This window comes from Spirillospora sp. NPDC049024, assembly GCF_040649235.1.
In the GTDB taxonomy this organism is placed as follows: domain Bacteria; phylum Actinomycetota; class Actinomycetes; order Streptosporangiales; family Streptosporangiaceae; genus Spirillospora.
On record NZ_JBEZFD010000019.1, the window covers coordinates 105,541 to 126,693 of the forward strand.

The 21,153-nt window shown below is 71.7% G+C and carries 18 protein-coding genes; 7 read left to right on the top strand and 11 right to left on the bottom strand.

Annotated features, from left to right (window positions below; all coding sequences use genetic code 11):
• Positions 1–116 precede the first annotated feature (116 nt).
• From AB0C21_RS30585 to AB0C21_RS30615, 7 genes are all read right to left on the bottom strand, one after another.
• Positions 117–305, bottom strand: coding sequence for a DUF397 domain-containing protein (locus AB0C21_RS30585; protein ID WP_500208857.1), 189 nt, complete (start codon positions 303–305; stop codon positions 117–119).
• Positions 302–1,183 carry a helix-turn-helix domain-containing protein gene (locus AB0C21_RS30590; RefSeq protein ID WP_500208858.1) on the bottom strand — a complete coding sequence of 294 codons (882 nt, stop codon included), beginning with the start codon at positions 1,181–1,183 and terminating at the stop codon, positions 302–304. The genes AB0C21_RS30585 and AB0C21_RS30590 overlap by 4 nt, the downstream gene beginning before the upstream one ends.
• A 394-nt stretch (positions 1,184–1,577) precedes the next feature.
• A complete protein-coding gene (locus tag AB0C21_RS30595; protein WP_500208860.1) occupies positions 1,578–2,087 on the bottom strand; it encodes a hypothetical protein in 510 nt (169 codons plus the stop codon).
• The gene (locus AB0C21_RS30600) at positions 2,084–2,533 is read right to left on the bottom strand and encodes a hypothetical protein (RefSeq protein WP_500208862.1); all 450 of its coding nucleotides are present in this window, start codon (positions 2,531–2,533) and stop codon (positions 2,084–2,086) included. Before AB0C21_RS30600 ends, AB0C21_RS30595 begins: the two co-directional genes overlap by 4 nt.
• Positions 2,520–4,373, bottom strand: a complete 1,854-nt coding sequence (locus AB0C21_RS30605) for a hypothetical protein (protein ID WP_500208864.1) — start codon at positions 4,371–4,373, stop codon at positions 2,520–2,522. Before AB0C21_RS30605 ends, AB0C21_RS30600 begins: the two co-directional genes overlap by 14 nt.
• A gap of 541 nt (positions 4,374–4,914) precedes the next feature.
• A complete protein-coding gene (locus AB0C21_RS30610; protein ID WP_500208866.1) occupies positions 4,915–6,321 on the bottom strand; it encodes an amidase in 1,407 nt (468 codons plus the stop codon).
• A gap of 29 nt (positions 6,322–6,350) precedes the next feature.
• A complete protein-coding gene (locus AB0C21_RS30615; RefSeq protein WP_500208868.1) occupies positions 6,351–7,355 on the bottom strand; it encodes a D-2-hydroxyacid dehydrogenase in 1,005 nt (334 codons plus the stop codon).
• Between the two features lie 303 nt (positions 7,356–7,658).
• Here AB0C21_RS30615 and AB0C21_RS30620 point away from each other — a divergent pair, with 303 nt between their 5' ends.
• The 6 genes from AB0C21_RS30620 to AB0C21_RS30645 all read left to right on the top strand — a co-directional run bounded on the left by AB0C21_RS30620 (position 7,659) and on the right by AB0C21_RS30645 (position 12,984).
• Positions 7,659–8,141 (top strand): DUF3830 family protein, encoded by a 483-nt coding sequence (locus tag AB0C21_RS30620; RefSeq protein ID WP_141587347.1) that lies wholly within the window; start codon positions 7,659–7,661, stop codon positions 8,139–8,141.
• A 16-nt stretch (positions 8,142–8,157) separates the two neighbouring features.
• Positions 8,158–8,919 (top strand): maleate cis-trans isomerase family protein, encoded by a 762-nt coding sequence (locus AB0C21_RS30625; RefSeq protein WP_149263652.1) that lies wholly within the window; start codon positions 8,158–8,160, stop codon positions 8,917–8,919.
• Between the two features lie 35 nt (positions 8,920–8,954).
• Positions 8,955–9,728 carry a maleate cis-trans isomerase family protein gene (locus tag AB0C21_RS30630; protein ID WP_500208870.1) on the top strand — a complete coding sequence of 258 codons (774 nt, stop codon included), beginning with the start codon at positions 8,955–8,957 and terminating at the stop codon, positions 9,726–9,728.
• 23 nt (positions 9,729–9,751) lie between these two features.
• Positions 9,752–10,411 (top strand): GntR family transcriptional regulator, encoded by a 660-nt coding sequence (locus AB0C21_RS30635; protein ID WP_500208872.1) that lies wholly within the window; start codon positions 9,752–9,754, stop codon positions 10,409–10,411.
• Between the two features lie 93 nt (positions 10,412–10,504).
• Positions 10,505–11,758 carry an aspartate aminotransferase family protein gene (locus AB0C21_RS30640; RefSeq protein ID WP_353821805.1) on the top strand — a complete coding sequence of 418 codons (1,254 nt, stop codon included), beginning with the start codon at positions 10,505–10,507 and terminating at the stop codon, positions 11,756–11,758.
• Positions 11,759–11,844: 86 nt separating this feature from the next.
• Positions 11,845–12,984: an acyl-CoA dehydrogenase family protein gene (locus AB0C21_RS30645; protein WP_500208874.1), complete on the top strand. Its 1,140-nt coding sequence runs from the start codon at positions 11,845–11,847 to the stop codon at positions 12,982–12,984.
• Positions 12,985–13,053: 69 nt separating this feature from the next.
• On the opposite strand, the gene AB0C21_RS30650 is transcribed toward AB0C21_RS30645, so the two are convergent.
• From AB0C21_RS30650 to AB0C21_RS30660, 3 genes are all read right to left on the bottom strand, one after another.
• The gene (locus tag AB0C21_RS30650) at positions 13,054–13,911 is read right to left on the bottom strand and encodes a lipase family alpha/beta hydrolase (RefSeq protein ID WP_500208876.1); all 858 of its coding nucleotides are present in this window, start codon (positions 13,909–13,911) and stop codon (positions 13,054–13,056) included.
• A gap of 249 nt (positions 13,912–14,160) precedes the next feature.
• On the bottom strand, positions 14,161–15,309 hold the full coding sequence (locus tag AB0C21_RS30655) for a CaiB/BaiF CoA transferase family protein (protein WP_500208878.1): 1,149 nt from the start codon (positions 15,307–15,309) through the stop codon (positions 14,161–14,163).
• A gap of 75 nt (positions 15,310–15,384) precedes the next feature.
• Positions 15,385–16,872 carry a hypothetical protein gene (locus AB0C21_RS30660; protein WP_500208879.1) on the bottom strand — a complete coding sequence of 496 codons (1,488 nt, stop codon included), beginning with the start codon at positions 16,870–16,872 and terminating at the stop codon, positions 15,385–15,387.
• A gap of 380 nt (positions 16,873–17,252) precedes the next feature.
• Here AB0C21_RS30660 and AB0C21_RS30665 point away from each other — a divergent pair, with 380 nt between their 5' ends.
• Positions 17,253–18,992 carry a serine/threonine-protein kinase gene (locus tag AB0C21_RS30665; RefSeq protein ID WP_500208880.1) on the top strand — a complete coding sequence of 580 codons (1,740 nt, stop codon included), beginning with the start codon at positions 17,253–17,255 and terminating at the stop codon, positions 18,990–18,992.
• Between the two features lie 27 nt (positions 18,993–19,019).
• On the opposite strand, the gene AB0C21_RS30670 is transcribed toward AB0C21_RS30665, so the two are convergent.
• Positions 19,020–21,098 (bottom strand): fibronectin type III domain-containing protein, encoded by a 2,079-nt coding sequence (locus AB0C21_RS30670; RefSeq protein WP_500208881.1) that lies wholly within the window; start codon positions 21,096–21,098, stop codon positions 19,020–19,022.
• Positions 21,099–21,153: the final 55 nt, after the last annotated feature.

Here is a 21,153-nt window from a genome sequence, read left to right on the forward strand (position 1 = left end):
GTGCCGGGCACCCCACAATCGTCGTGAAGGGCCTGGCGTTCTGGGCCCGCGTCGGCATGCAGCGCCGCAAGCGCAGCAAGGTGGGCCCGCCTCGAGACCAATGATGTCCGTATGTGTCAGGCCCCTGCGCGGATCGTGCGGAGGAAGGCGCGCCATTCGTCCGGGGTGAACTCGAGGGTCGGCCCAGTGCCGTCATCCTTGGTGTCCCTGACGCCGATCGTGCCATCGGCGGCACGACCGGCTTCGATGCATCCGCCGTTCGGTTGACTGTGGCGTGACTTGCGCCAGCGCTGGAAGTCCTTCATGTCCCCGATCCTCTCTGGTCGGCGAGCCGATCGGCTACCCCTTCGAGGAAGGCGATGCTGTCCTCACGGGAGAGGGCGGCCTCCCGCAGGCGGTCGTAAATCCTTGTATACCGCGCTACTTCGCCTCGCTGAGTGAGGATGACATCGGCAGTGACGGTCTCGAGTACGGCCAGAGGTGCGTCGCCTGGTTCAGCGAACGTGTAGAGACAGAAGGAGGACATGGGGAGAAACGCTCCCTCGATGCGGGCGTCGTGCAGCAGCACACGAACGGTGATTCGCTCCTCTTCCGACACCACTCTGATCACGTGATGCAGTTGGGCGGTCATGGCTTGAGGAGGGACGCCGAGTCGATGAATCACACACTCGTCGAGCACGGTCTCGTAGGTGGGACCGCCCGGCCGGAGCAACTCGCGCTGCCGCCGGATGCGGGCCTCGGCCATGCGCTCCGGGACGTAGTCGAGCTTTCCTTGACATGCGTCCAGGTCAACGAGCGCTGAGATGAACTCGGGAGCCTGCAAAACGGCAGGCATCAGCGTCTGGTTGTAGTCACGCACGCTGTCCGCGTTGTACTCAAGGTCAGCGTAGAGCTTCTGACGCGGCCCCATCGAGACGCCGTACCGATCCCACCAGCCCTTCTGACTGGCTTCTCTGGCGAGCTTGCAGATCCGGTCGTACTCATCGCCGGTGATCTCCAGGGCGTCGAGCAGGTTCATGATCTCGGTGAGGTCCGGGCGGATCTGGGCGTTCTCCAGGCGGGTGATCTTCGTCCGGGAGTGGAAGACGAGGCGGGCGAGATCGTCGGTCGTGAGGCCGCGGTTCTCGCGGAGCTTGCGGATCTCCCCCGCCAAACGGCGGCGGCGGACGTAGGGGCTCGGCATGGCCGTCCTCCCGATTCGCGTCGGACACGGTCCGTACTGATCGCTAACTCGCTGCAATCGAACGATGCCCGGCAATAGTAAAGTCACGCCCCGACAAAATTCGGCTACGCCGCCGCCAGGAGGCAAATCCGCACGTGCGATAATTGGAAGTTGCCGCTCAGCCAGTCCGATTAGGTCCTAAAAGACCACTTCGTTGACGCCCATACCTGCGCGTACCGGAAGCGCCCGAGCAGCTCCGGGGAGTCGAGTTGACTCTTCCATGCACTGCTTCCGGCCATCGTTGCGGTGAGAGAGGGCCGTCAGAGCGTCACGGCCCCACTGGCCACGTCACAACGGTTGCAATCGCTACGAACTGCCCATGGATGTGGCCGACACTTGCGGCCAACCACCCTCTTCAGGATGACGAGGATGCCGAAGCGGAGGCTTCGTCCCACCGTGCCGCCAGCCACTCCTCGGTATAGGCGGTGACTTCCTCAATGAACTGCTCCAGCCCAGCCCGATCGAGATCCATCTCAGCGATGAGATAAAGCAAGATGAAGACCTGCGCATGCACGGTGGCCGACACGTCCTCCGGGACGGCCTCCTTCAGCGGGGGCGCATCTACGGCACGACGGACCATGTCTTCGGCAACGAGTGGGTCAATCAGAAACGCGTCCTCGCCGGCCGCTATCCTTACATCAGCGACGAAACGAACGAGTTGCCACACGAAGTAGGTCGGCGCGAACTTTCGACGCACCGCAACCTCGAACGCGCAGAAAAGCAGCGACATGTACCCGGCCGCCGTCTCGTCGTCCACCTGTATCTCGTCCTGCAGCGGCACCCATGCCTCAGGCCCCTCCAACAGGAACGACCGCAACGCGAGAATATTTTCCTCGCCGATGCTGACTTTCGAATAGTCCATCACTCAAGCAACTCGTCCGCATCGACGCGAATCTTTCGCATGAACTCATTGAGTTCTGATTCACTGAGGTTGGCATCGCCAATCAATCCGGCCAAGAGAATAATCTGGTGCCGGATCATGGTGTCGGCGTCGATGTCGGAGACCGAGCCACCTTGGTCCAGCATTCGGAGAATTATGCGTTCGGCCACCTCAGGATTAATGAGATCGGGCATCTCGTCCCCTCTTTCTCGAACGGAGGCAACGAAAGCGATGACTTCGGCGCGGTCGACGACCTTGCCATCCACAATAAAGCGGCGCTCGATGGCCTCAAAAAGACCGGCAGCAAGTAGTGCGGAGTAGCCCTTATTGGCCTCGGCTCGGTCGAGTTGATTTAGGAGCTGGCGATGTTCCTCGCGATGTCCGGCAAGCAAAGCGTGCAAGGCCGCTACCTGATCATCAGTTGTCGGCATTCTCTATCCTCTTGCTGTATCTAACCTTTTCGGCGGTCCATCGCGTTGCCTGGGCCACCACGATTGCGGTGCCGATCAGTGCGATTGCGGCACTTCCTGCTTGCGCAGGTGTTTGCACGGGATCCATATGGGCGCTGGTGTCCCGAGCAGTGCATGGGTGCCCCGTAGGAGGTTTGGGTTTTAGTGCTTTGAAAGCCCCCTCAATCGCCTTATTGCCTACATCAACGATATCCTCGGACTCACCCATGGCCTCTTTGAGAAGCTCTTTTCGGCGCGAGGAGCGTTCAGGGGGAGGTTCTCCCGGATTCCGCTCCGCGGGATCGTCATCGGGGTCGCGGAGTTCACCTCGTCCGGGCTCGCCGCCTCTGGCTCCCACCGGATCGAGGTCCTCGCGGGTCGGAAGGCCTGCTGGTACTGCGGTCTCCGGTTCGTTCAGTGCCACCTCGCTGCCCGGTTCGCCGGTCTGTTCTCGTCCGTACCGGGGTTCGACATGTACCTGGCCTTGGCTGTCGGTGTATACCTCGGAAATAATGGGATTGGGACGGACTTCCGGTTTCGATTCATCATTACCTTCCGGGTCCGACTCGGTACCGTCGCCTTCGGCATTTCTACCATGGCCGTCGCTCTGTTCACCGAGGGCTTCTGGGGGTGTGGTGTTCTCGTCGGCTTCTTGAGCCGGGGGAATGGTCTCGCCGACAGGTTGCGGGGCGTCTGCTTCGTTGCCTGTGGCTCCGGCGTCAGCCTTGGGTTCTGGGGGCTCGGTGCCTTGGTCTGTGGTCTCCGAGCCGATTGAGGATGCCTCGCGGCCGGGTTCGGGCAGGGCGGGGTCGGTCTCGGCGGTGGGCTCGGGGGGTGGGCCGCCCTCGGGACCAGGCGGCGGATCGCCTTGTCCGTCCTGTGTCTGGTCATTGGCGGGCTTGATGCCGTCCGCTGGTGGTTCGGTCGGCGGATCGCCACTGGCGTCGCCCGAGTCGGCGGAGGCCTGCGGCGAGAAGGGGTTGTGCCCTTGGTCCTGCGGGCGTGCGGCCTCTGGCGCGGAGGGCTCAGGTCCTTCCCCGGAGGTCAGCGGTTCGGACTTTTCGGAACCACTTCCCGTGTCGTTGCCGCCGGTATCGCCCGTGCCACCATTCGGTATCTCGGTGCCGGAGAGCTGCGCGTCATGTCCGGGCGCGATCTTCCCCGCGTTCTCACTGTCCGGTCGCACGCCGCCGTCGCCGTTTTCGCCGGCGGCCGCTTCGCCGCCGACCTCGGTGGCCTGGGTGTCCTGGAACACGGCGCGCCTTTGTTCCGCGTTCGCATGTTGCTCTTCGCGGGTGCGGGCGAGGCTTTCCAGGCGGGATCCGGGCGGGTACTGAGAGGCCTCCGACGGAAGGGCGCTCTGTTCCCCACGGGGTGCCGGGGCGTCGGCGGTGGTGCCGCTGTCCTGGGAGGGCGGTCCCTTACCGGGGTCGTCCTTTCGTCCCGCCTCTTCGGTCTCGGCTCGACCGGACTTGGGTTCGGGGTCTTCGGCGCTCTCACCCTCGTCTTGGCGCAGGTCCTCTGGCTTGGCCTGGTCGGGTTTCTCCGTGTCTGTGCTGTTGTCGCCGATCTGGGCCGGGGCGGTCCTGTCGTGGCCGTGTTCTTCGGGGGGCTGGGAGTTGCTTTCGGCCTCGCCGGTCTCCGGCTTCTCCTTGGTCTTGGGGTCCGTTTCGGTTGACGGGTCGGCGGGGGTCTTCGGCTTCTCGCCGGCCTGGTCGGCCGAGGAGGACTCGCCTGATCGGCTCTCGCGGTCGTCGCGCTGTCCGTTGCCGGCGTCCGGCTGCTCGGGGAACTTCCAGCCTGCTGCTCTGAGGCTGTCCATGCGGGGCGTTGTGCCGTCGGCTCCAGGGGTGGTGGACGGTGACTCGCCGCCGTTGCGCGGTGGGGTGGGCTTGTCGGTGGTCTCGGAGTCCTTGACCGGTCCACCGGGGGGATTGTCCAAGCCCACGCTCGCAGCCCTTCCATTGGGGGAGGTGAACCGGCCCACCGGACGGTTCACCGGGCGTGTCCATGACGTGCGGGGCCAACGCCCGGACCACACCGCCCCCTATGTAATCGCGCACGTGCGGACTTTGCACGTGCGCGATACCGAGGCCGCAGCACTCACATACGTTTCACTGCGCCTCACCGTCCCAAAGTCGCGAGCTCGTTCCCATCCCTATCCACGACAGGACGAACAACGGTTCAGGCGGCCCTTTTCAAGCAATATGGTGATCACCAGAGGATTCGCGCAGAAATGGTGGGCTTCCTGAGCTGGGCACGGGTCAATCGCGCCAGTCCTTGAGTCTCGTGACGGCGCGGTCGGGTAGCGGGTCGAGCGGTCGACTCGCCGGAGGGCCGCCGTCAGCGGCGGCGCGCGGTCATCACCTGCTGGTGAACCTCGTCCATGGGCGGGCGCGCTCGTAGGCGGCGCACGCGGCCATCACCAGGGCGTCGGCGTGCCGGGCGCCGACGACCTGGAGGCCGATGGGGAGGCCCCGGGAGGTGAAGCCGCACGGCAGGCTCGCCGCGGGCTGCTGGGTCATGTTGAACGGGTAGGTGAACGGGGTCCAGCCCGTCCAGCGTGGGGACGCCGAGTCCGGCGGGACCTCCAGGCCGGCCTCGAACGCGGCGATCGGCGTCGTCGGGGTGAGCAGGAGGTCGTAGCGCTCGTGGAACAGGCCCATCAGGCGGCCCAGCTCCATGCGGCGCGCGGTGGCCGTCAGGTAGTCCTGCGCCGAGTAGCGCGCGCCCTGCTCGCAGATCTCCCGCAGGCCCGGGTCGAGCAGTTCGCGCTCCTCGGGCGACAGGTGCTCGACCACCTTGGCGGCGCCCGCGAACCACAGGACCTCGAACTCCTCGACCGGGTCGCCGAAGCCCGGGCCGGTCAGCTCGACCTTGGCGCCGAGCTCGGCGAAGACCTCGGCGGCGGCCGCGACGGACGCCGCGACCTCCGGGTCGACCTCCGCGAACCCGAGGTCGGGGCTGAACGCGACGCGCAGGCCGGTCAGGTCGTCCCGGCCGACGCGGGCGCCGGCCTCGGCGAACACCACGTCCGGCGGCGGCAGCGCCGACCAGTCGCGGGCGTCGGCGCCGCTGACGGCGTCGAGCAGCAGCGCCGCGTCGGCCACGGTGTTCGTCATCGGACCGGTGTGCGCGAGCGTCCCGAACGGGCTCGCCGGGTAGTGCGGGATGCGGCCGTACGTCGGCTTGATCGTGAAGGTGCCGGTGAACGCGGCGGGGATGCGCACCGAGCCGCCGCCGTCGGTGCCGAGGGCGAGCGGCGCCATGCCCGCCGCGACCGCCGCCGCCGCGCCGCCGCTCGACCCGCCCGGCGTGCGGGACGGGTCCCACGGGTTGCGGGTGACGCCGGTCAGCGGGTTGTCGGTGACGCCCTTCCACGCGAACTCCGGCGTCGTCGTCTTGCCGACGAACACCGCGCCCTGCTCGCGCAGGCGGGCGACGGACGGCGAGTCCTCGTCCCACGGGCGGGCGGGGTCGATCGTCCGGGAGCCGCGCAGCGTCGGCCAGCCCCGGGTGAGCAGGACGTCCTTGATGGAGACGGGCACGCCGTCCAGCGGCCCGAGCGTCGCGCCGCGCCGCCACCGCTCGGTCGCCGCGCGCGCCATGTCGAGGGTGGTCTCCTCGTCGACGAGGCAGAACGCGTTGAGCTCCGGGTCGTCCCGTTCGATCCGGGCGAGGACGGCTCCGGCGGCCTCGACCGGGGACAGCGCCCCGGCCCGGTACTCCGCGAGCAGTTCGGTCGCGGTCAGGTCGGCCGCATCGGCCATGGTTGCCCCCTCTGGTGTGATGCGGCCCGCTAACGCGGGCCGGCCGGCTCCGAACCCACGTAGCCGAGCCCCTTGTCCACGACGTTGCGCAGGGGGCGGCCGGCCACGCGGCGGCCGAGGTTGTCGACGAACAGCCGGACCAGCTCGTCCCGCCAGCCGACCACGTCGCCGGACATGTGCGGCGAGACGATGACGCCCGGCATGTCCCACAGCGGCGAGGACGGCGGGAGCGGCTCGTCCTCGAAGACGTCGAGCGCGGCGCCCGCGATCCGGCCCGCCTGCAGCGCCTTGACCAGGTCCGACTCGGCCACGAGGCCGCCGCGCCCGACGTTGATCAGCCGCGCGGACGGCCGCATCCGCTCCAGCGCGGCGGCGTCGATCATGCCGCGGGTCTGCGGGGTGAGGGGCGCGGCCAGCACGACGTAGTCGGCGGCGGCGAGCTCCTCGCCGAGCTCGTCCATCGGGCGGACGGCGCCGAGGTCGGGGTCGGCGTCGCGGGCGGTGCGCCCGACGCCGGTGACGGCGAGGCCGGCCGCCGACAGCCGGCGGCCGATCGCGCGGCCGATCGGCCCGGTGCCGACGACCAGCGCGCGGGCGCCGGTGATCCGCTCGGTCTCGCGGTGCCGCCAGCGCCGCTCGCCCTGCAGCCGGAAGGTCGTGTGCAGGTCCTTGGCGAACGCGAGCACCAGCCCGAGCACGTATTCTGCGATGGGCTCGTCGAAGACGCCTCGCGAGTTGGTGACAACAGTGTCACTGCGGACGAGCCCGGGGAACATCAGGCGGTCGACGCCGGCACTGGCGATGTGGACCCATTCGGGCCCGCCGGTCCGGGGCCACGCGCCGGCCAGGGCGTCCGAGAGAAAATCCCACATGAACAGAACATCGGCCTCGGGAAGCGCCTCGGCCAGCTCTGTTTCGCGTACGTAACGGACGCGCGCGAGGCGCTCCGCCTCCTCCATGCCGCGCGGATGGACGTCGCCCACGAGTACCACCACGTCAGGCGGGCTACCGGATGCGGGCTGGGCAGGGTCCATCGGCGTCACTTCCGGGGTGCGGAGTTTACGAGAAGGCAACGGCGGGAGGCATTGACACGCTAGGAAGCGTTCGTAGGATTGTCAACAATCAACGCGGTGCACTGCGGCCCCGGTCACCGCAATGGGACATGTGCTGCAAGACCGTCGCAACCGCTGCCCAGCAGGGCCAGGACGGATCCCAGAGCGCTCTAACAGCCCTCGTTCGGGGGTGTGGGGGGACGACCCCCACGAACATGGAGAGTCCTTCGGGTGGCGACGCTCTCGCCCACCCCTGTTCACGGGGAGGTCAGCATGCCCAAGCTCATGACCATCACTCTGGAGCGCCGCGGCGTGTCATGCGTCGCCGAGCTTCTCGAGAAGGACGCGCCGCGCACCTGCGAGGCGGTCTGGAACGCTCTACCCCTCGGCGGCGAGGCGTACCACGCCAAGTACGCCCGCAACGAGGTGTACACGATGGTCGAACGGTTCTCCGAGGAAGAGATCGGCCTGGAGAACCCCACCGTCACCCCGATCCCGGGCGACGTCGTCTACTTCTCCTTCCCCGGCGGGATGCTCGACCGGAAGTTCAAGGAGGAGAAGAACATCCACGCGCTGCCCGGCGTCATCGACCTCGCGATCTTCTACGGCCGCAACAACCTGCTGCTGAACGGGGACGTCGGCTGGGTCCCCGGGAACGTCTACGCGACGATCGTCGACGGCCTCGACCGCATGGCCGAGGCGTGCAACGACGTGTGGCGGTCGGGCGGCGTCGGCGAACGCCTCCTCTACGCGCGCGCAGAGTCCTAGAGTGGCGGCCGCGCAGATGACATTCGACCCCTCGCTGGTCGTCGGCCCAGAGCTGCTCGCCCAGCACGGCATCGGGGTGGTCGCGCCGTTCGACTTCGCCCTCGACAGGGAGCTGTGGCGCTGGACGCCCGACGACGTGTCCCTGTTCATGACCCGTCTGCCGTACGTGCCGGTCCCGGTCACGGTGGAGATGGCCTCCGCCCTGTCGGACCAGTCGATCGTCCGGCAGGCGACCCGCGACGTCCTCGCCCCGGAGCCGCTCGCCGTCGCCTACGCGTGCGCGTCGGGCAGCTTCATCCGCGGCAAGGCGGGCGAGATCCAGTTGCACCAGTCGATGCTCCAGGCCGGCGCGCCGGTCTCGACGACGACCTCCGGCGCGCTGGTGGAGTCGCTCGGGCTCCTCGGCGCCCGGCGCATCGCGGTCGTCACGCCCTACATCGACGCCGTCACCGACCGGCTCGTGTCGTTCCTCGGCGAGCACGGCATCGAGGTGGTGTCCTCGGTCGGGCTGGGCCTGCTCAGCCACATCTGGAAGGTCGGCTACGGCGAGATCGTGTCGGCGGTGTCGGCGGTCGACCACCCCGAGGCCGAGGCCGTCTTCATCAGCTGCACGAACGTCCCGACGTACGACATCATCGCACCGCTGGAGCAGATGATCGGCAAGCCGGTGCTCACCGCCAACCAGGTGACGATGTGCTCGGCGCTGCGCGCCATGGGGCGTTCGGCGTCCGGTCCCGGACAGTCCCTGGTCGGGCTCGCTCCCTTCACGGCGGCCTAGCCGCCATGATCCCCAAAGGTAGGATTGTCGACAACATGCGCCAGAACGGGTTGCGCGCGGGGTTCCTCTACCCCGGCTACAGCGCCGAGGACGACTACCCCACCATCGAGCGCGCCCTGGGAGAGGTCAGCCTCCCGGTCGTGCACACGCTCATGCGCGAGGACGCGCACCGCGTCGACGCGCTGCTGGACATCGGCGGCGCCGACGTGCTCGGAGACGGCGCCCGCACCCTGCGCGAACACGGCGTCAAGGCCGCCGTGTGGGCGTGCACCAGCGGGAGCTTCGTGTTCGGCTGGGACGGCGCCGCGCAGCAGGTCGCGGGCGTCCGCGAGGCGGCGGGCGTGCCCGCCTCCAGCACGTCGTTCGCGTTCGTGCACGCGGCGCAGGCGCTGGGCGTGACCCGCGTCGCGGTCGCGGCGACCTATCCGGCCGACGTCGCCGAGCGGTTCGTCGCGTTCCTCGCCTGCGCCGGCATCGAGGTGGTGGCGCTGTCCTGCCGGGGCATCGTCACCGCCGCCGAGGTCGGCACCCTCGGCCGCGACGAGGTGCTGGCGTTCGTCGCGGCCAACGACCATCCGGACGCCGAGGCGGTGCTGGTGCCCGACACCGCGCTGCACACCGTCGCCTGGCTCGACAAGCTGGAGGCGCGGGTCGGCAAGCCGGTGCTGACCGCCAACCAGGTGAGCGTCTGGGAGGGGCTGCGACTCGCGTCGGGGCCCGACGGGCTCCCGCCGCGCTCCGGGCTGGGCCGGCTCTTCGCCGTCCCCGCCGCGGTCCCCCTGCGGGGACGACATGCATGGCAAATCTGAATAGAGACGAAAGGGAACCGCGCATGGGCCGACTGGGTGAGTTGGAGCCTGTTCCCCGCAAGTCGACGGTGGAGATCGTCTCGGACGAGCTCCGCTCGGCGATCATGTACGGGTCGCTGGAGCCCGGCGCGCAGCTCGGCGAGGCCGACCTCGCCGCGCGCCTCGGCATCAGCCGCGGACCGCTGCGCGAGGCCATGCAGCGGCTCGTCCAGGAGGGGCTGCTCGTCAGCGAGCCGCACCGCGGACTGTTCGTGATCACGCTGGACGAGGGGGACGTCGAGGACGTCTACCTCGCCCGGCTCGCGATCGAGCGGGAGGCCTGCCGGCTGATCATGGAGCGCAACCGGGGCGAGGCGGTGGCCCGGCTCACCGAGGCCCTGGAGGCGCTCGTGGCCGCCGCCCGCCAGCGCGACCGGGTCGCGATGAGCGACGCCGACCAGGCGTTCCACGAGGTGCTGGTCAGCTCGTCGGGCAGCCCGCGGCTGGAGCGGATGGCGCACACGCTGCTGGTGGAGACGCGCATGTGCCTGAACGCGCTCCAGGACACCTACCCCGAGCCCGCCGACCTCGTCGAGGAGCACCGGCGGCTCGTCGACGCGATCGGCGACGGCGAGGAGGAGCGCCTGCTCACCCTCATCGAGGAGCACATGACCGAGTCCATCACCCGGCTCCGCGAGTCCTAGCTTCCGGCGCCGCCACAGAGGAACGGCCCCGCTGGACAACCGGCCCGGGGCCACCTAGATTGCAGATTGTCGACAATCTACCGGAGGGACGCCATGGCGACGCTGTCTCCCCTGCTCAAGCAGGCCACCCCCGTCCTTGCCGAGCGCGGCGAGGGCGTGTACCTCTACGACGCCGAGGGCCGCAGGCACCTGGACTTCACCGCGGGCATCGGCGTCGTGAACACCGGCCACTGCCACCCGCGCGTGGTCGAGGCCGCGCAGCAGCAGGTGGGCACGCTCATCCACGGCCAGTACACGACCGTCATGCACCGGCCGCTGCTGCGGCTGACCGAGGCGCTCGGCGAGGTGCTGCCGGAGGGCCTGGACTCGCTGTTCTTCCTCAACAGCGGCAGCGAGGCGGTCGAGGCGGCCATCCGGCTCGCCCGGCACGCCACCGGCCGGCAGAACATCGTCGTCTTCCACGGCTCCTTCCACGGCCGGACGATGGGCGCCGCCGCCCTCACCACGGCGGGCACGAAGTTCCGCGCCGGGATCGGCCCGCTGATGCCGGGCGCCGCCATCGCGCCGTTCCCGCAGGCGTACCGGTACGGGTGGTCGGAGGAGGAGGCGACGCGGTTCGCGCTGCGCGAGCTCGACTACCTGCTCGTCACCGCGAGCCCGGCGTCCGACACGGCCGCGTTCGTGGTCGAGCCGGTGCTCGGCGAGGGCGGCTACATCCCCGCTCCCCCCGCGTTCCTGGAGGGGCTGCGCGAGCGCGCCGACCGGCACGGCATCCTGCTGGTCGTCGACGAGGTGCAGACCGGGTACGGGCGGACGGGCCGGTTCTGGGGCCACGAGCACTCGGCCGCGCGCCCCGACGTCCTGATCACGGCCAAGGGCCTGGCGAGCGGGTTCCCGCTGTCGGCGATCGCCGCACCCGAGGCGCTGATGGCCAAGGCCCGCCCGGGGTCGCAGGGCGGCACGTACGGAGGCAACGCCGTCTCGTGCGCCGCCGCACTCGCCACCCTGCAGGTCATCGCCGACGAGGACCTCGTCGGCAACTCCGCCCTGCAGGGCGCGCGGCTCAACGACGGACTGCGCAAGGTCGCCGCCGACCACCCGGCGATCGGCGACGTGCGCGGGCTCGGGCTCATGCAGGCCAGCGAGTTCACCACGCCGGACGGCGAGCCCGACCCCGCCGCCGCGGCGCGGGCGCACGCGGCCGCCGCCGAGCGCGGGCTCCTGCTGCTGACCTGCGGCGCGTACGGCAACGTCGTCCGGATGATCCCGCCGCTGGTCATCACCGGCGACCAGATCGACGACGGCCTGGCCCTGTGGGCCGAGGCCGTCGCCGACGCCGTCGGCTGAGGTCCCGCCGCGCCGCCCGGCCCAGGGCGCCCGGAGTGACGCGCCGCCTGCTAGATTCCGAACCTCGTTCGGTACGAGGAGGCGCGGTGGATCCCTGGCAGACCCCGGAGCGGGCGGCGCTGCGCGCCCTCGTCCGCGACTTCACCGCGCGGGAGATCGCGCCCTTCGTCGCCGGCTGGGAGGACGCGGGCGAGCTGCCCCGGTCCCTGCACGTCCGGGCCGCCGAGGCGGGACTGCTCGGGGCCGGGTTCCCGGAGGAGGCCGGCGGGTCCGGCGGCGGGCTGCTCGACGCGCTGATCGTCGCCGAGGAGATCATCCAGGCGGGCGGGTCGGGCGGCGTGGTCGCCTCCCTGTTCACGCACGGGATCGCGCTCCCCCACATCATCGCCTCCGGGGACGCGGCGCTGATCGACCGGTTCGCGCGGCCGACGCTCGCCGGGGAGAAGATCGGCGCGCTCGGCGTGACCGAGCCCGGCGCCGGATCGGACGTCGCGGGCATCCGCACCACCGCCGTCCGCGACGGCGGGCACTACGTCGTCGACGGCGCCAAGCTGTTCATCACCTCGGGCGTGCGGGCGGACTTCGTCACCACGGCGGTGCGGACGGGCGGGCCCGGCTTCGACGGCATCTCCCTGCTGGTCGTGGAGAAGGGCACCCCGGGCTTCACCGTCTCCGCGCCGCTGCGCAAGATGGGCTGGCTCTGCTCCGACACCGCGGAGCTGTCGTTCGACGGCGTCCGCGTTCCCGCGGAGAACCTCGTCGGCGCGGAGAACAGCGGGTTCCTGCAGATCGTCCAGAACTTCGTGACCGAGCGGCTGTCGCTGGCCGTCCAGGCGTACGCGACGGCGCAGCGCTGCCTGGACCTCACCCTGGCCTGGGTCCGGGACCGCGAGACGTTCGGCCGCCCGCTCGCCTCCCGGCAGCTCGTCCGGCACAAGATCGCCGAGATGGCGCGGCGGACCGACGTCGCCCGCACCTACACCCGCGCGGTCGCCGAGCGGCACGCGGCCGGGGAGGACGTCCTCACCGAGACGGCCTACGCCAAGAACACCGCCGTCCTCGCCTGCGAGCACGTGGTGCACGAGGCCGTCCAGCTGCACGGCGGGATGGGCTACATGCGCGAGTCGGAGGTGGAGCGCCACTACCGCGACGCCCGCATCCTCGGCATCGGCGGCGGCACCAACGAGATCATGAACGAGATCGCCGCCAAGCGCCTCGGCCTCTGACGCCGCGGCGCCGCCTGTGACGCGGGCGCGCCCGGCGGTGAGAGGGGAGACCGCCGGGCGCCGCACGGGTCAGCCGAGGGGCTTCGCGCAGTCGATGGGCCAGTACGGGCCCCAGATGTCGAGCGAGTTCAGCACGAACTTGATCATCACCGGGTCGAAGGCGATGCCGACGTGCGCGTTGGTGTCGTTCGGGCACTTGTCCTGCAGCAGGACGTTCTGCGCGTTGGAGCCGTTGAGGAACTCCGAGGTGTAGGGCGTGACGACCTCGTCGTACTTGGTGGACAGCACGATGTAGGTCGGGCCGGGCACGGTGTCGCCGCCCCCGTTGAGCTTCTTCAGGAAGTCCGAGTCGACGATCTGCTGGCCCGCCGCCGGCGCGGCCTTCACGACCTCCTGCGTGATGCCGAGCAGGGTGCCCAGCTCCACCAGCCCGGACATGTTGGTGCCGTGGTTGGACGGCACGATGCCGACCAGCTTGTTCACCTTCGCGGCGCCGCCGAGGAACTTCATGTAGTACCGCGGCATCATGCCGCCCTGCGAGTGCCCGACCATGTCGACCTTGGACGCCCCGGTGGAGGCCAGGACCTTGTCGACGAACACCGACAGCTCACCGGCCGACGTGGGAATGTCGCCGATCCCCTGGATGGGGCCGTCCTTCGGGCCGCCGTAATTGAGGGCGTAGACGCAGTACCCGGCCTTCTTCAGCGCCGGCGAGAGCTTCTGCCAGTTGAACGCCATGTTCTCGAAAGTGCCGTGCACGAGCACCACGGGGCGTGGATGCAGGAACGAGGGTTTGCAGTTCCAGTCGTTCGCCCCTTCCGGGCTCGTCTCGGCGTGCGCCGCGGGGGCGACCGCCCCGGTCAGGCCGAGTGCGGCGGGAATGGCCGCGGTGATGACCGCCCACGAGCGGAGTCGTTTGAAACGCATGGGCATCTCCCTTTTGCGGGCACGGCGAACACGGCCGGCGACCGGCCTTTCCGTTCGTCGTGCTGTCGGGGTGGAGTGCCCACAACGTACGACCGCGTTCCGGCGCGGTCTTGTGGAATGACCGCCGGTTACCGCGAGGGAATTGTCAGCCGATTAACTATCCGCCCGCGCACGGGCGGCACGGCCTGCGTCCATCGGCTCCGGTGGCCGTGCCCGGGCGGGACGGCGCGGGGACGGCCACCGAGGCGGTCACGCCTGAGCGACGGCGCCTTCCTTGAGGAGGGCCTCGGCGTCGTCGAAGCCGAGGTCGTCCAGGACGGCCCTGGTCTGGCCGCCGGGGAGGACGGGGACGCCGTCTGTCTCGGTGGAGGTCCGGGAGAAGCGGGGGGCCGGGGCGGGCTGGCGGTGGCCGGCGAGTTCGGGGAAGACCTCGCGGGAGGTGTTGTACGGGTGCTCGGCGGCCTCGGCCAGCGACAGGACGGGGGCCACGCAGGCGTCGCTGGGGACGAACACCTCCGTCCACTCGTCGCGGGTCTTCGTGCGGAAGGCGGCGGCGAAGCGCTCGCGCATGGCGGGCCAGCGCTCGCGGTCGTACTGGGCGGGGAGGTCGTCATCCCCGTCGAGGCCGAGGCGGCGGAGGAACTCGGCGTAGAACTGCGGCTCGATGGCGCCGACCGCCATGTGGCGGCCGTCGGAGGTCTCGTAGACGTCGTACCAGGGGGCGCCGGTGTCGAGCATGTTGACGCCGCGGCGGTCCTCCCAGATGCCGCCCGCGAGGAAGCCGTGGATGAAGGTGGACAGGTGGGCGGTGCCGTCCACGATGGCGGCGTCGACGACCTGGCCGCGCCCGCTCGCCCGCGTCTCGAGCAGGGCCGCAAGGACGCCGGTGACGAGGTACATGCTGCCGCCCGCGAAGTCGCCGAGCAGGTTCATCGGGACCTGGGGCGGGCCGCCGGCGCGGCCGATGGCGTGCAGGGCGCCGGTGATCGCGATGTAGCCGACGTCGTGGCCCGCGGTGTGCGACAGCGGCCCCTCCTGCCCCCAGCCGGTCATCCGCCCGTAGACGAGGCGGGGGTTGCGGGCCAGGCAGTCGTCCGGGCCGATGCCGAGGCGCTCGGTGACGCCGGGGCGGAACCCCTCGATCAGGACGTCGGACTTCTCCACCAGGCGCAGGACGACCTCCCTGCCGCCCTCGCTCTTGAGGTCGACGGCGATCGACCGCTTGCCGCGGTTGGTGAAGTCGGTGCCGCCGGCGGTCTCGCCGTCCCGGACGGCGGACGCCCGGTCGACGCGGATCACGTCGGCGCCGAGGTCGGCCAGCAGCATCGCGGCGAACGGCCCCGGCCCGATCCCGGCCAGTTCGATCACGCGTACTCCGGAGAGCGGCCCCTTGCCCATCTGCGACTCCCTGAATCTGGTTCGGTTCCCCTCAAGTGTGCCCGATCAGGGTAAGCGGATGCTGACCGGCCCGCCCTAACGGGCGGTCAGGGTGACGGGGGTACCGGGGGCGCCGCCGGCGACGAGGAGGCGGTCGCGGGTCACCGGCCGCCGGGCCCCCTCGGCGTGCGGGACGAGACCGCGCCCCGCCGCCGCCAGGTAGTACCAGCGGCCCGACGGCGCGCGCCACCACGTCCCGCTCACCGGCCGCTGGACGTCGCAGGCGCCCGTCGCCCGGCCCTCCGCCGCGAGCAGGGTCGCGAAGGCGGCGGCGCCGCCGTCGGCGTAGGCGAACCGGGTGCAGGCCCAGTCGGCGTGCCGTCCGCCGTGCGGCAGCGTCCCCGACCAGAAGTCGAACGCCATCGCCGCCGAGATGGGCCGGGACGCCGCGGGCAGCGCGCAGGCCAGCTTCTTCCAGAACGACCGGGCGGTGCGGCCCAGGACGGCGGGGCGGTCCTGCCCTCCCGGGCGCCGGTCCGGCGCGCGGTGGCCGAGGACGGCGGCGCGCGCGCCGCCGAGGTCGCCGACCGTCCGCGAGCCGAGGTGGAAGAGCGGGCCCCGGCCGCAGCCGGTGCCGGGGCGGACCGGGTCCGTCACGCCGCCGGACGTGGCGAGCCGCCGTCCGGCGAAGGTCTCCGGCCGGGCGTCCCAGGGCGCGAGGAGGTAGCGGCCGCCGCCGAGGGCGATCGGCGCGGACGGGTCGGTGCCGATCGCCGCCACGTCGACGCGGCCGGAGGCGTAGCGGGCGAGGCGGCCGCCGCTGCGCATCACCGCGAGGGGCGCGCCGTCCACCCGGCCGGCGTACAGGAGCTGCGCGGCGCCGCTGTCAGGGCGGCGGCCCCCGGGCGCGGCCGCCCAGGCGTCGGCGGCGCGCCGGGTGAAGGCCCGGTCGCCGGCGAGGTCGCCGCGGGCGGGCCAGACGTCGAGGGAGCGGGCGCCGCGCGTCCAGGCGTCCGGCGCCGCGGCGGCGAGGCTCAGGCCGCGGGCGGACGCCTCGCGCGCGCCCTCCCGCTCGGTGGTGAGCAGCGCGCCGACCAGCGCGGCGGTGAGGACGACCGCGGCCGCGAACGGGAGCACCGAGCGGGTGCGGACGGGGCGCAGCAGCGCCGGCTCGAACCGGTCGGCGCGGCGGGGCACCGGCACCTCGACGGCCTCGGCGGCGCGGATCACCGGCAAGGGGTCGCGCACCCGCAGCTCGATCAGCTGGTCCCGGACGGCGTAGCGGGGCATCCCCTCCACGTTCCGCAGGACGTAGGCGACGCGCACGTGCGGGTCGAGCCGGGACAGCGCCGCGGTCAGCGCGGGGTCGGGCAGCCGGGCGGGCAGCGCGCGCAGCCACGGGCCGAGCCCGATCTGGAGCCGGCGGGACGGGCGCAGCGCCCGGCGCAGCACCCGGGTGCGGCGGCGGGCGTGCCCGGCGGCCGAGCGGTCGCGGGCGCCGCGCGCGGTGGAGTCCACGATCCGGCGGGCGATCGCCAGCCGGTAGACGCGCTTTCCCCGCCCCGGCAGAACGAAATACGCCATCCGCACAAGATCACCATAAGCCGTTTCGGATGGCGGTGTTTCCTCGTGCGGATTTGTCATGACTTCGTCCGTCACGGCGGGCCACTCCCTCTGGGGCAGTTCCTTCGTCGCGAATCCCGAGGTTAGGGCGAAGAGGGCCGCTGCCGGAGTGCAATTGGCACAACGATTAACCGGGGCAATGGAAATGTCATCTCATTTCCCCCGAGGGTGCCGGACGGCGGTCGGGCCGGGCCTTCCCGGCGAGAGCACCCGCGCCCGTTTCCTCCCCGTACTACGCTGTTGCCCCCGGGGGGGAACCGCCCCGGGCCGCACGGCATCGAACGATCGCGCCCCCGCCGCGCCCCGGACGAGACGAGCAAGCGAGAGGGATCCCCCCACCCATGACCGAGGACGTTCCGGGCTACCGGGTGCTGGAGCAGGTCGGCGAGGGCGGCTTCAGCATCGTCTACCGCGCCCACCAGGAGCGCCTGGACCGGATGGTCGCGCTGAAGGTCCTGTCGGTCAGCGCGGTCGACGACGCGGCGATGCGGCGGTTCCAGCGCGAATGCAAGATCACCGGGCGGCTCTCCGGGCATCCGAACATCGTGACCGTGCTGGACACCGGCACCACCCGGTCCGGGCGCCCCTACATCGCGATGGAGTACTTCGAGCACGGCGCGCTCACCGACCGGCTCGCGCGAGAGGGGCCGCTGCCGGTCGCCGAGGTGCTGCGGATCGGCGTGAAGATGGCCGGCGCGCTGGCCGCCACCCACGAGACCGACGTCCTGCACCGGGACGTCAAGCCGCAGAACGTGCTGCTGTCGCGGTACGGGGAGCCCGCCCTCGCCGACTTCGGCATCGCCCGCCTGGTCGACAGCTTCGACGCCACCCACACCCAGGCGTTCACGCCGCACCACGCCGCCCCCGAGATCCTGGAGGGCCGGCAGCCGGGCGTCGGGTCCGACCTCTACTCGCTCGGCTCGACGCTCTACCAGCTGCTCGCCGGGCACCCCGCGTTCAAGGGGCCGCCCGGCGAGGGCATCGCCCTGCTGATGCTGCGGATCCTCAACGACCCGCCGCCGCCCGTCCCCCGCTCCGACGTCCCCCGGCAGGTCGCCGACGTCATCGCGCGCTCGATGGCCAAGACTTCCGAGCAGCGGTTCGCGAGCGCCGTGGAGTTCGCGCAGGCGCTCCAGCGCGTGCAGGCCGAGCTGGGGCTGCCGGTGACGGACGTGGCGCACAGCAGCCGCGGCGCCGCGCCCGGGCCGGACGCCGGCCCGCGCCCGTCCTTCCCGGACGTCTCCGGCCCGCCGCTCGTGCCGGAGTGGGCGCCGACCGCGCAGTCGCCGTCCACGCAGTCACCGTCCCCGCCGGCCGCGGCGCGGCAGGCTCCGGCGCCCGTCGCCGCGCCCGAACCGCCGCCGTCGCCGTCGCCGTCGCCGTGGGCGCCTAACGCCGTCCCGCCGCAGACCCCGGACGCCCTCCTCCCCAAGGACGGCCCGCGTCCGGCGCCCGAGCCCGCCTGGCCCCAGGCGCCCCAGGCGGGCGACCAGCGCGCGAGCGGCTCCCACACCTCACCGCACACGTCACCGCACACAACCCCGCACGCAAGCCCGCACCAGATCACCCAGGACCGTCCGCACGACGGGCCCCGCCGAGGCCTCATCGTCGCGGCCGGGATCGCGCTCGTCGGCGGGGTGTCCCTCGGCGTCGGAGCGCTCGTGCTGTCCGGCGGCGGCGACGGCGGGGGCGGGACCGCCACGGGGTCGACGCCGCCGTCCCAGACCGTCCCGCAGGGGCAGGCCACCCAGGACCCGCAGGTGCCGATCACGGCCGCGCAGCTCGCGGCGGCGCGGCCGCGCAAGGTGGTCGCGCGGCCGGCCGGTCAGAGGGCGGTGCTGCTGTGGACGCTGCCGCCGGCCGCGCGCGAGCTGCCGCTGCTCGTCCAGCAGCAGCCCGCCGGGACCAAGCCGATCGTGGCGGTCAAGGCGGGCTCGCGCTCGGCGACCATGCCGGGCCTGCGGCCGAAAACGGCCTACTGCTTCAAGGTCGGGGCGGTGCTGCGCCTCAACCCGGGCCGGGCGCCGGACGTGGCCTGGTCCGCTCCCGCCTGCGTCGGCAGGACGAAGAAGCGGGCCTAGCCGTACCGGCGCCCGCCGGGCGGCGGGTCAGGGCTCGCACGTCCAGACCGCGGGGCCCGCGAAGCTCTTCCAGTCGCCCGGCGTGTTGACCAGGTAGCCGATGATGTAGCCGGTCTTGCCGCTCCACGTGATGTTGGCGTACATGTCGCCGGCGAGGCTCGCGGCATTCGGGTGCTGGTAGTAGGCGCCCTTCTTCTGGCAGTTCACGACGACGAGTTCGCCGTTGTTGTTGTTCATGGTGGCGACGACCGTGCCGTTGTCGGCGTCGGGGATGTTCCGGATGTAGGCGTTGGAGTTCCCGTTGCGCTCGACCGGGTACTTGGCCGCGGGGCCGGTGAGCCTGGTGGCGAGGGAGGCCGCCGTGCCGGTGCCCGCGCCGTTCACGGCGGCGACCTTGAAGGTGTAGGACCCGTTCGTCCAGACGTTGCCGAGCGTCGTGGACATCGCCGAGCCCGCCGCGGCGGTCACCGTCGTGGCGCCCTTGACGGGGCCGTCCCAGGCGACCCGGTAGGCGGACGCGCCGGGCGGGGCCGTCCAGGAGACCTTCGTCCCGGACGCGGTGGCCTGCGCGGCGAGGCCGGTGGGCGCGCCCGGCGTCACGCACGGGCGCGCGGGGTCGCTGGGCGCCGACACCTGCTCGCGGGTCCGGCCGCGGGCGTCGCGGTAGCGGACGGCCACGCGGAAGCGGTACTCGCGGCCGCAGTCCCCGCCCCGGACGGTGAACGTGAACGGCCCGGCGCCCGGCGGGATCGCGGACGGGCTCGCCGCGAGGCCGGGCGGGACGTCCTTCAGCGCGTACCCGAGGACGCCGTCGCCCTGGGACGGCTGGAAGTCGATCCGCATCGTGCCCGCCCCCGGGGTGACCGACACGTTCAGCGGCGGGGTCGGCGGCTCGCCTGGGCGCGGGCGGCGCGGGTCCTGCGGGGCGGTGCTCGGCGGGGCGCCGCCGCCGGGCTGCGGGAGGGTGCGCCGCCCGGGGCCGCCCGCGACCCTGTCCCGGTACTTGTCGATGCCCTTGCGGCCGCCCTGCCCGTCGATCACGACGGCGCGCGGCCCCGCCGGGTCGTTCGCCCACAGCAGCCCGTCGCGGACGAAGACGTCCAGCCTGGCGGGCCGCCCGGTGACCGGGACCGGCGTCTCGAACCGGTTGCCCGCCGAGTCGTACACGAGCAGGGCCCCGGCCGTCTCGTCGGGGATGTAGACCTTCGGCCCGAGCATCTGCGGGGGCCGGTACCGGTGCTTCGGCATGGCGAGCCGCGTGCTGGAGTACCGCCCGGTGTCGGTGTCGACGGTCACCAGCGACCCGGTGCCGGGCACCAGCAGCGGGACCGTCTTGCCCTCGGTGGCGGGCGGGGCGAGCACGCCGCCGCGGCCCGCCTGCCTGACGGTCGCCGGCAGGGCCACGGTCAGCGGCGTCCCGGACGGCTTGACGACCGTGGCGGTGGCGGCCGTGGAGTTCACGACGACCGGGTCGCCCGCGGCGATGGTGAGCGCGAGGTCGTCGCCCGCCCCGCCGACCTTCACCGGCGGCTGCGTCCGGCCGTCCTTGAACGCGGCGACCTGCCCGTTGCCCGCCACCGGCACCCACAGGGCGCCGCGCGCGTCGATGCCCGCCTGCCCGAGGACGGGCGGCAGCGTCGCAGGCGCGCCGACCGGGGTCAGGCCGACCGGGTCGATCTGCTGGAGGACGCCCTTGACGGAGTCGACCGTGTACGCCTTCCCGGCGTCCGCGAGGACCTGGATGCCCTGGCCGAGCGGGCGGCTGGCGCCGACGTCCAGCTGGGAGGGGTCGAGCCGGCTGACCACGCCGGTGTCCTGGTCGACGAGCAGCACGGTGGCGCCGTCCTGGACGACCTTGATGTTGTGGCCGCGCATCTGCGGAGGCAGTGCGGCCTTGCCGTCCACCTTGGCGGCCGGCCCGTTGGCGTGCACGACGATGCCCTTGCCCCGCGCGGTGAGCCAGGCGCCGACGTCGGAGATCCGGTACTTGGCGCTCGCGACGCCCACCCCGTACACGACGGCGGCGATGACGAGCACGCCGGTGAGCCCGACGGCGACCTGTCCCGTCAGCCGGTCACGCCTGAACAGAACTCCCAGGCCAGACATGTCCTGAAATCACCCACCTCTTCGCACCGGACACCGTAGCCGCTCGTGTCCCACC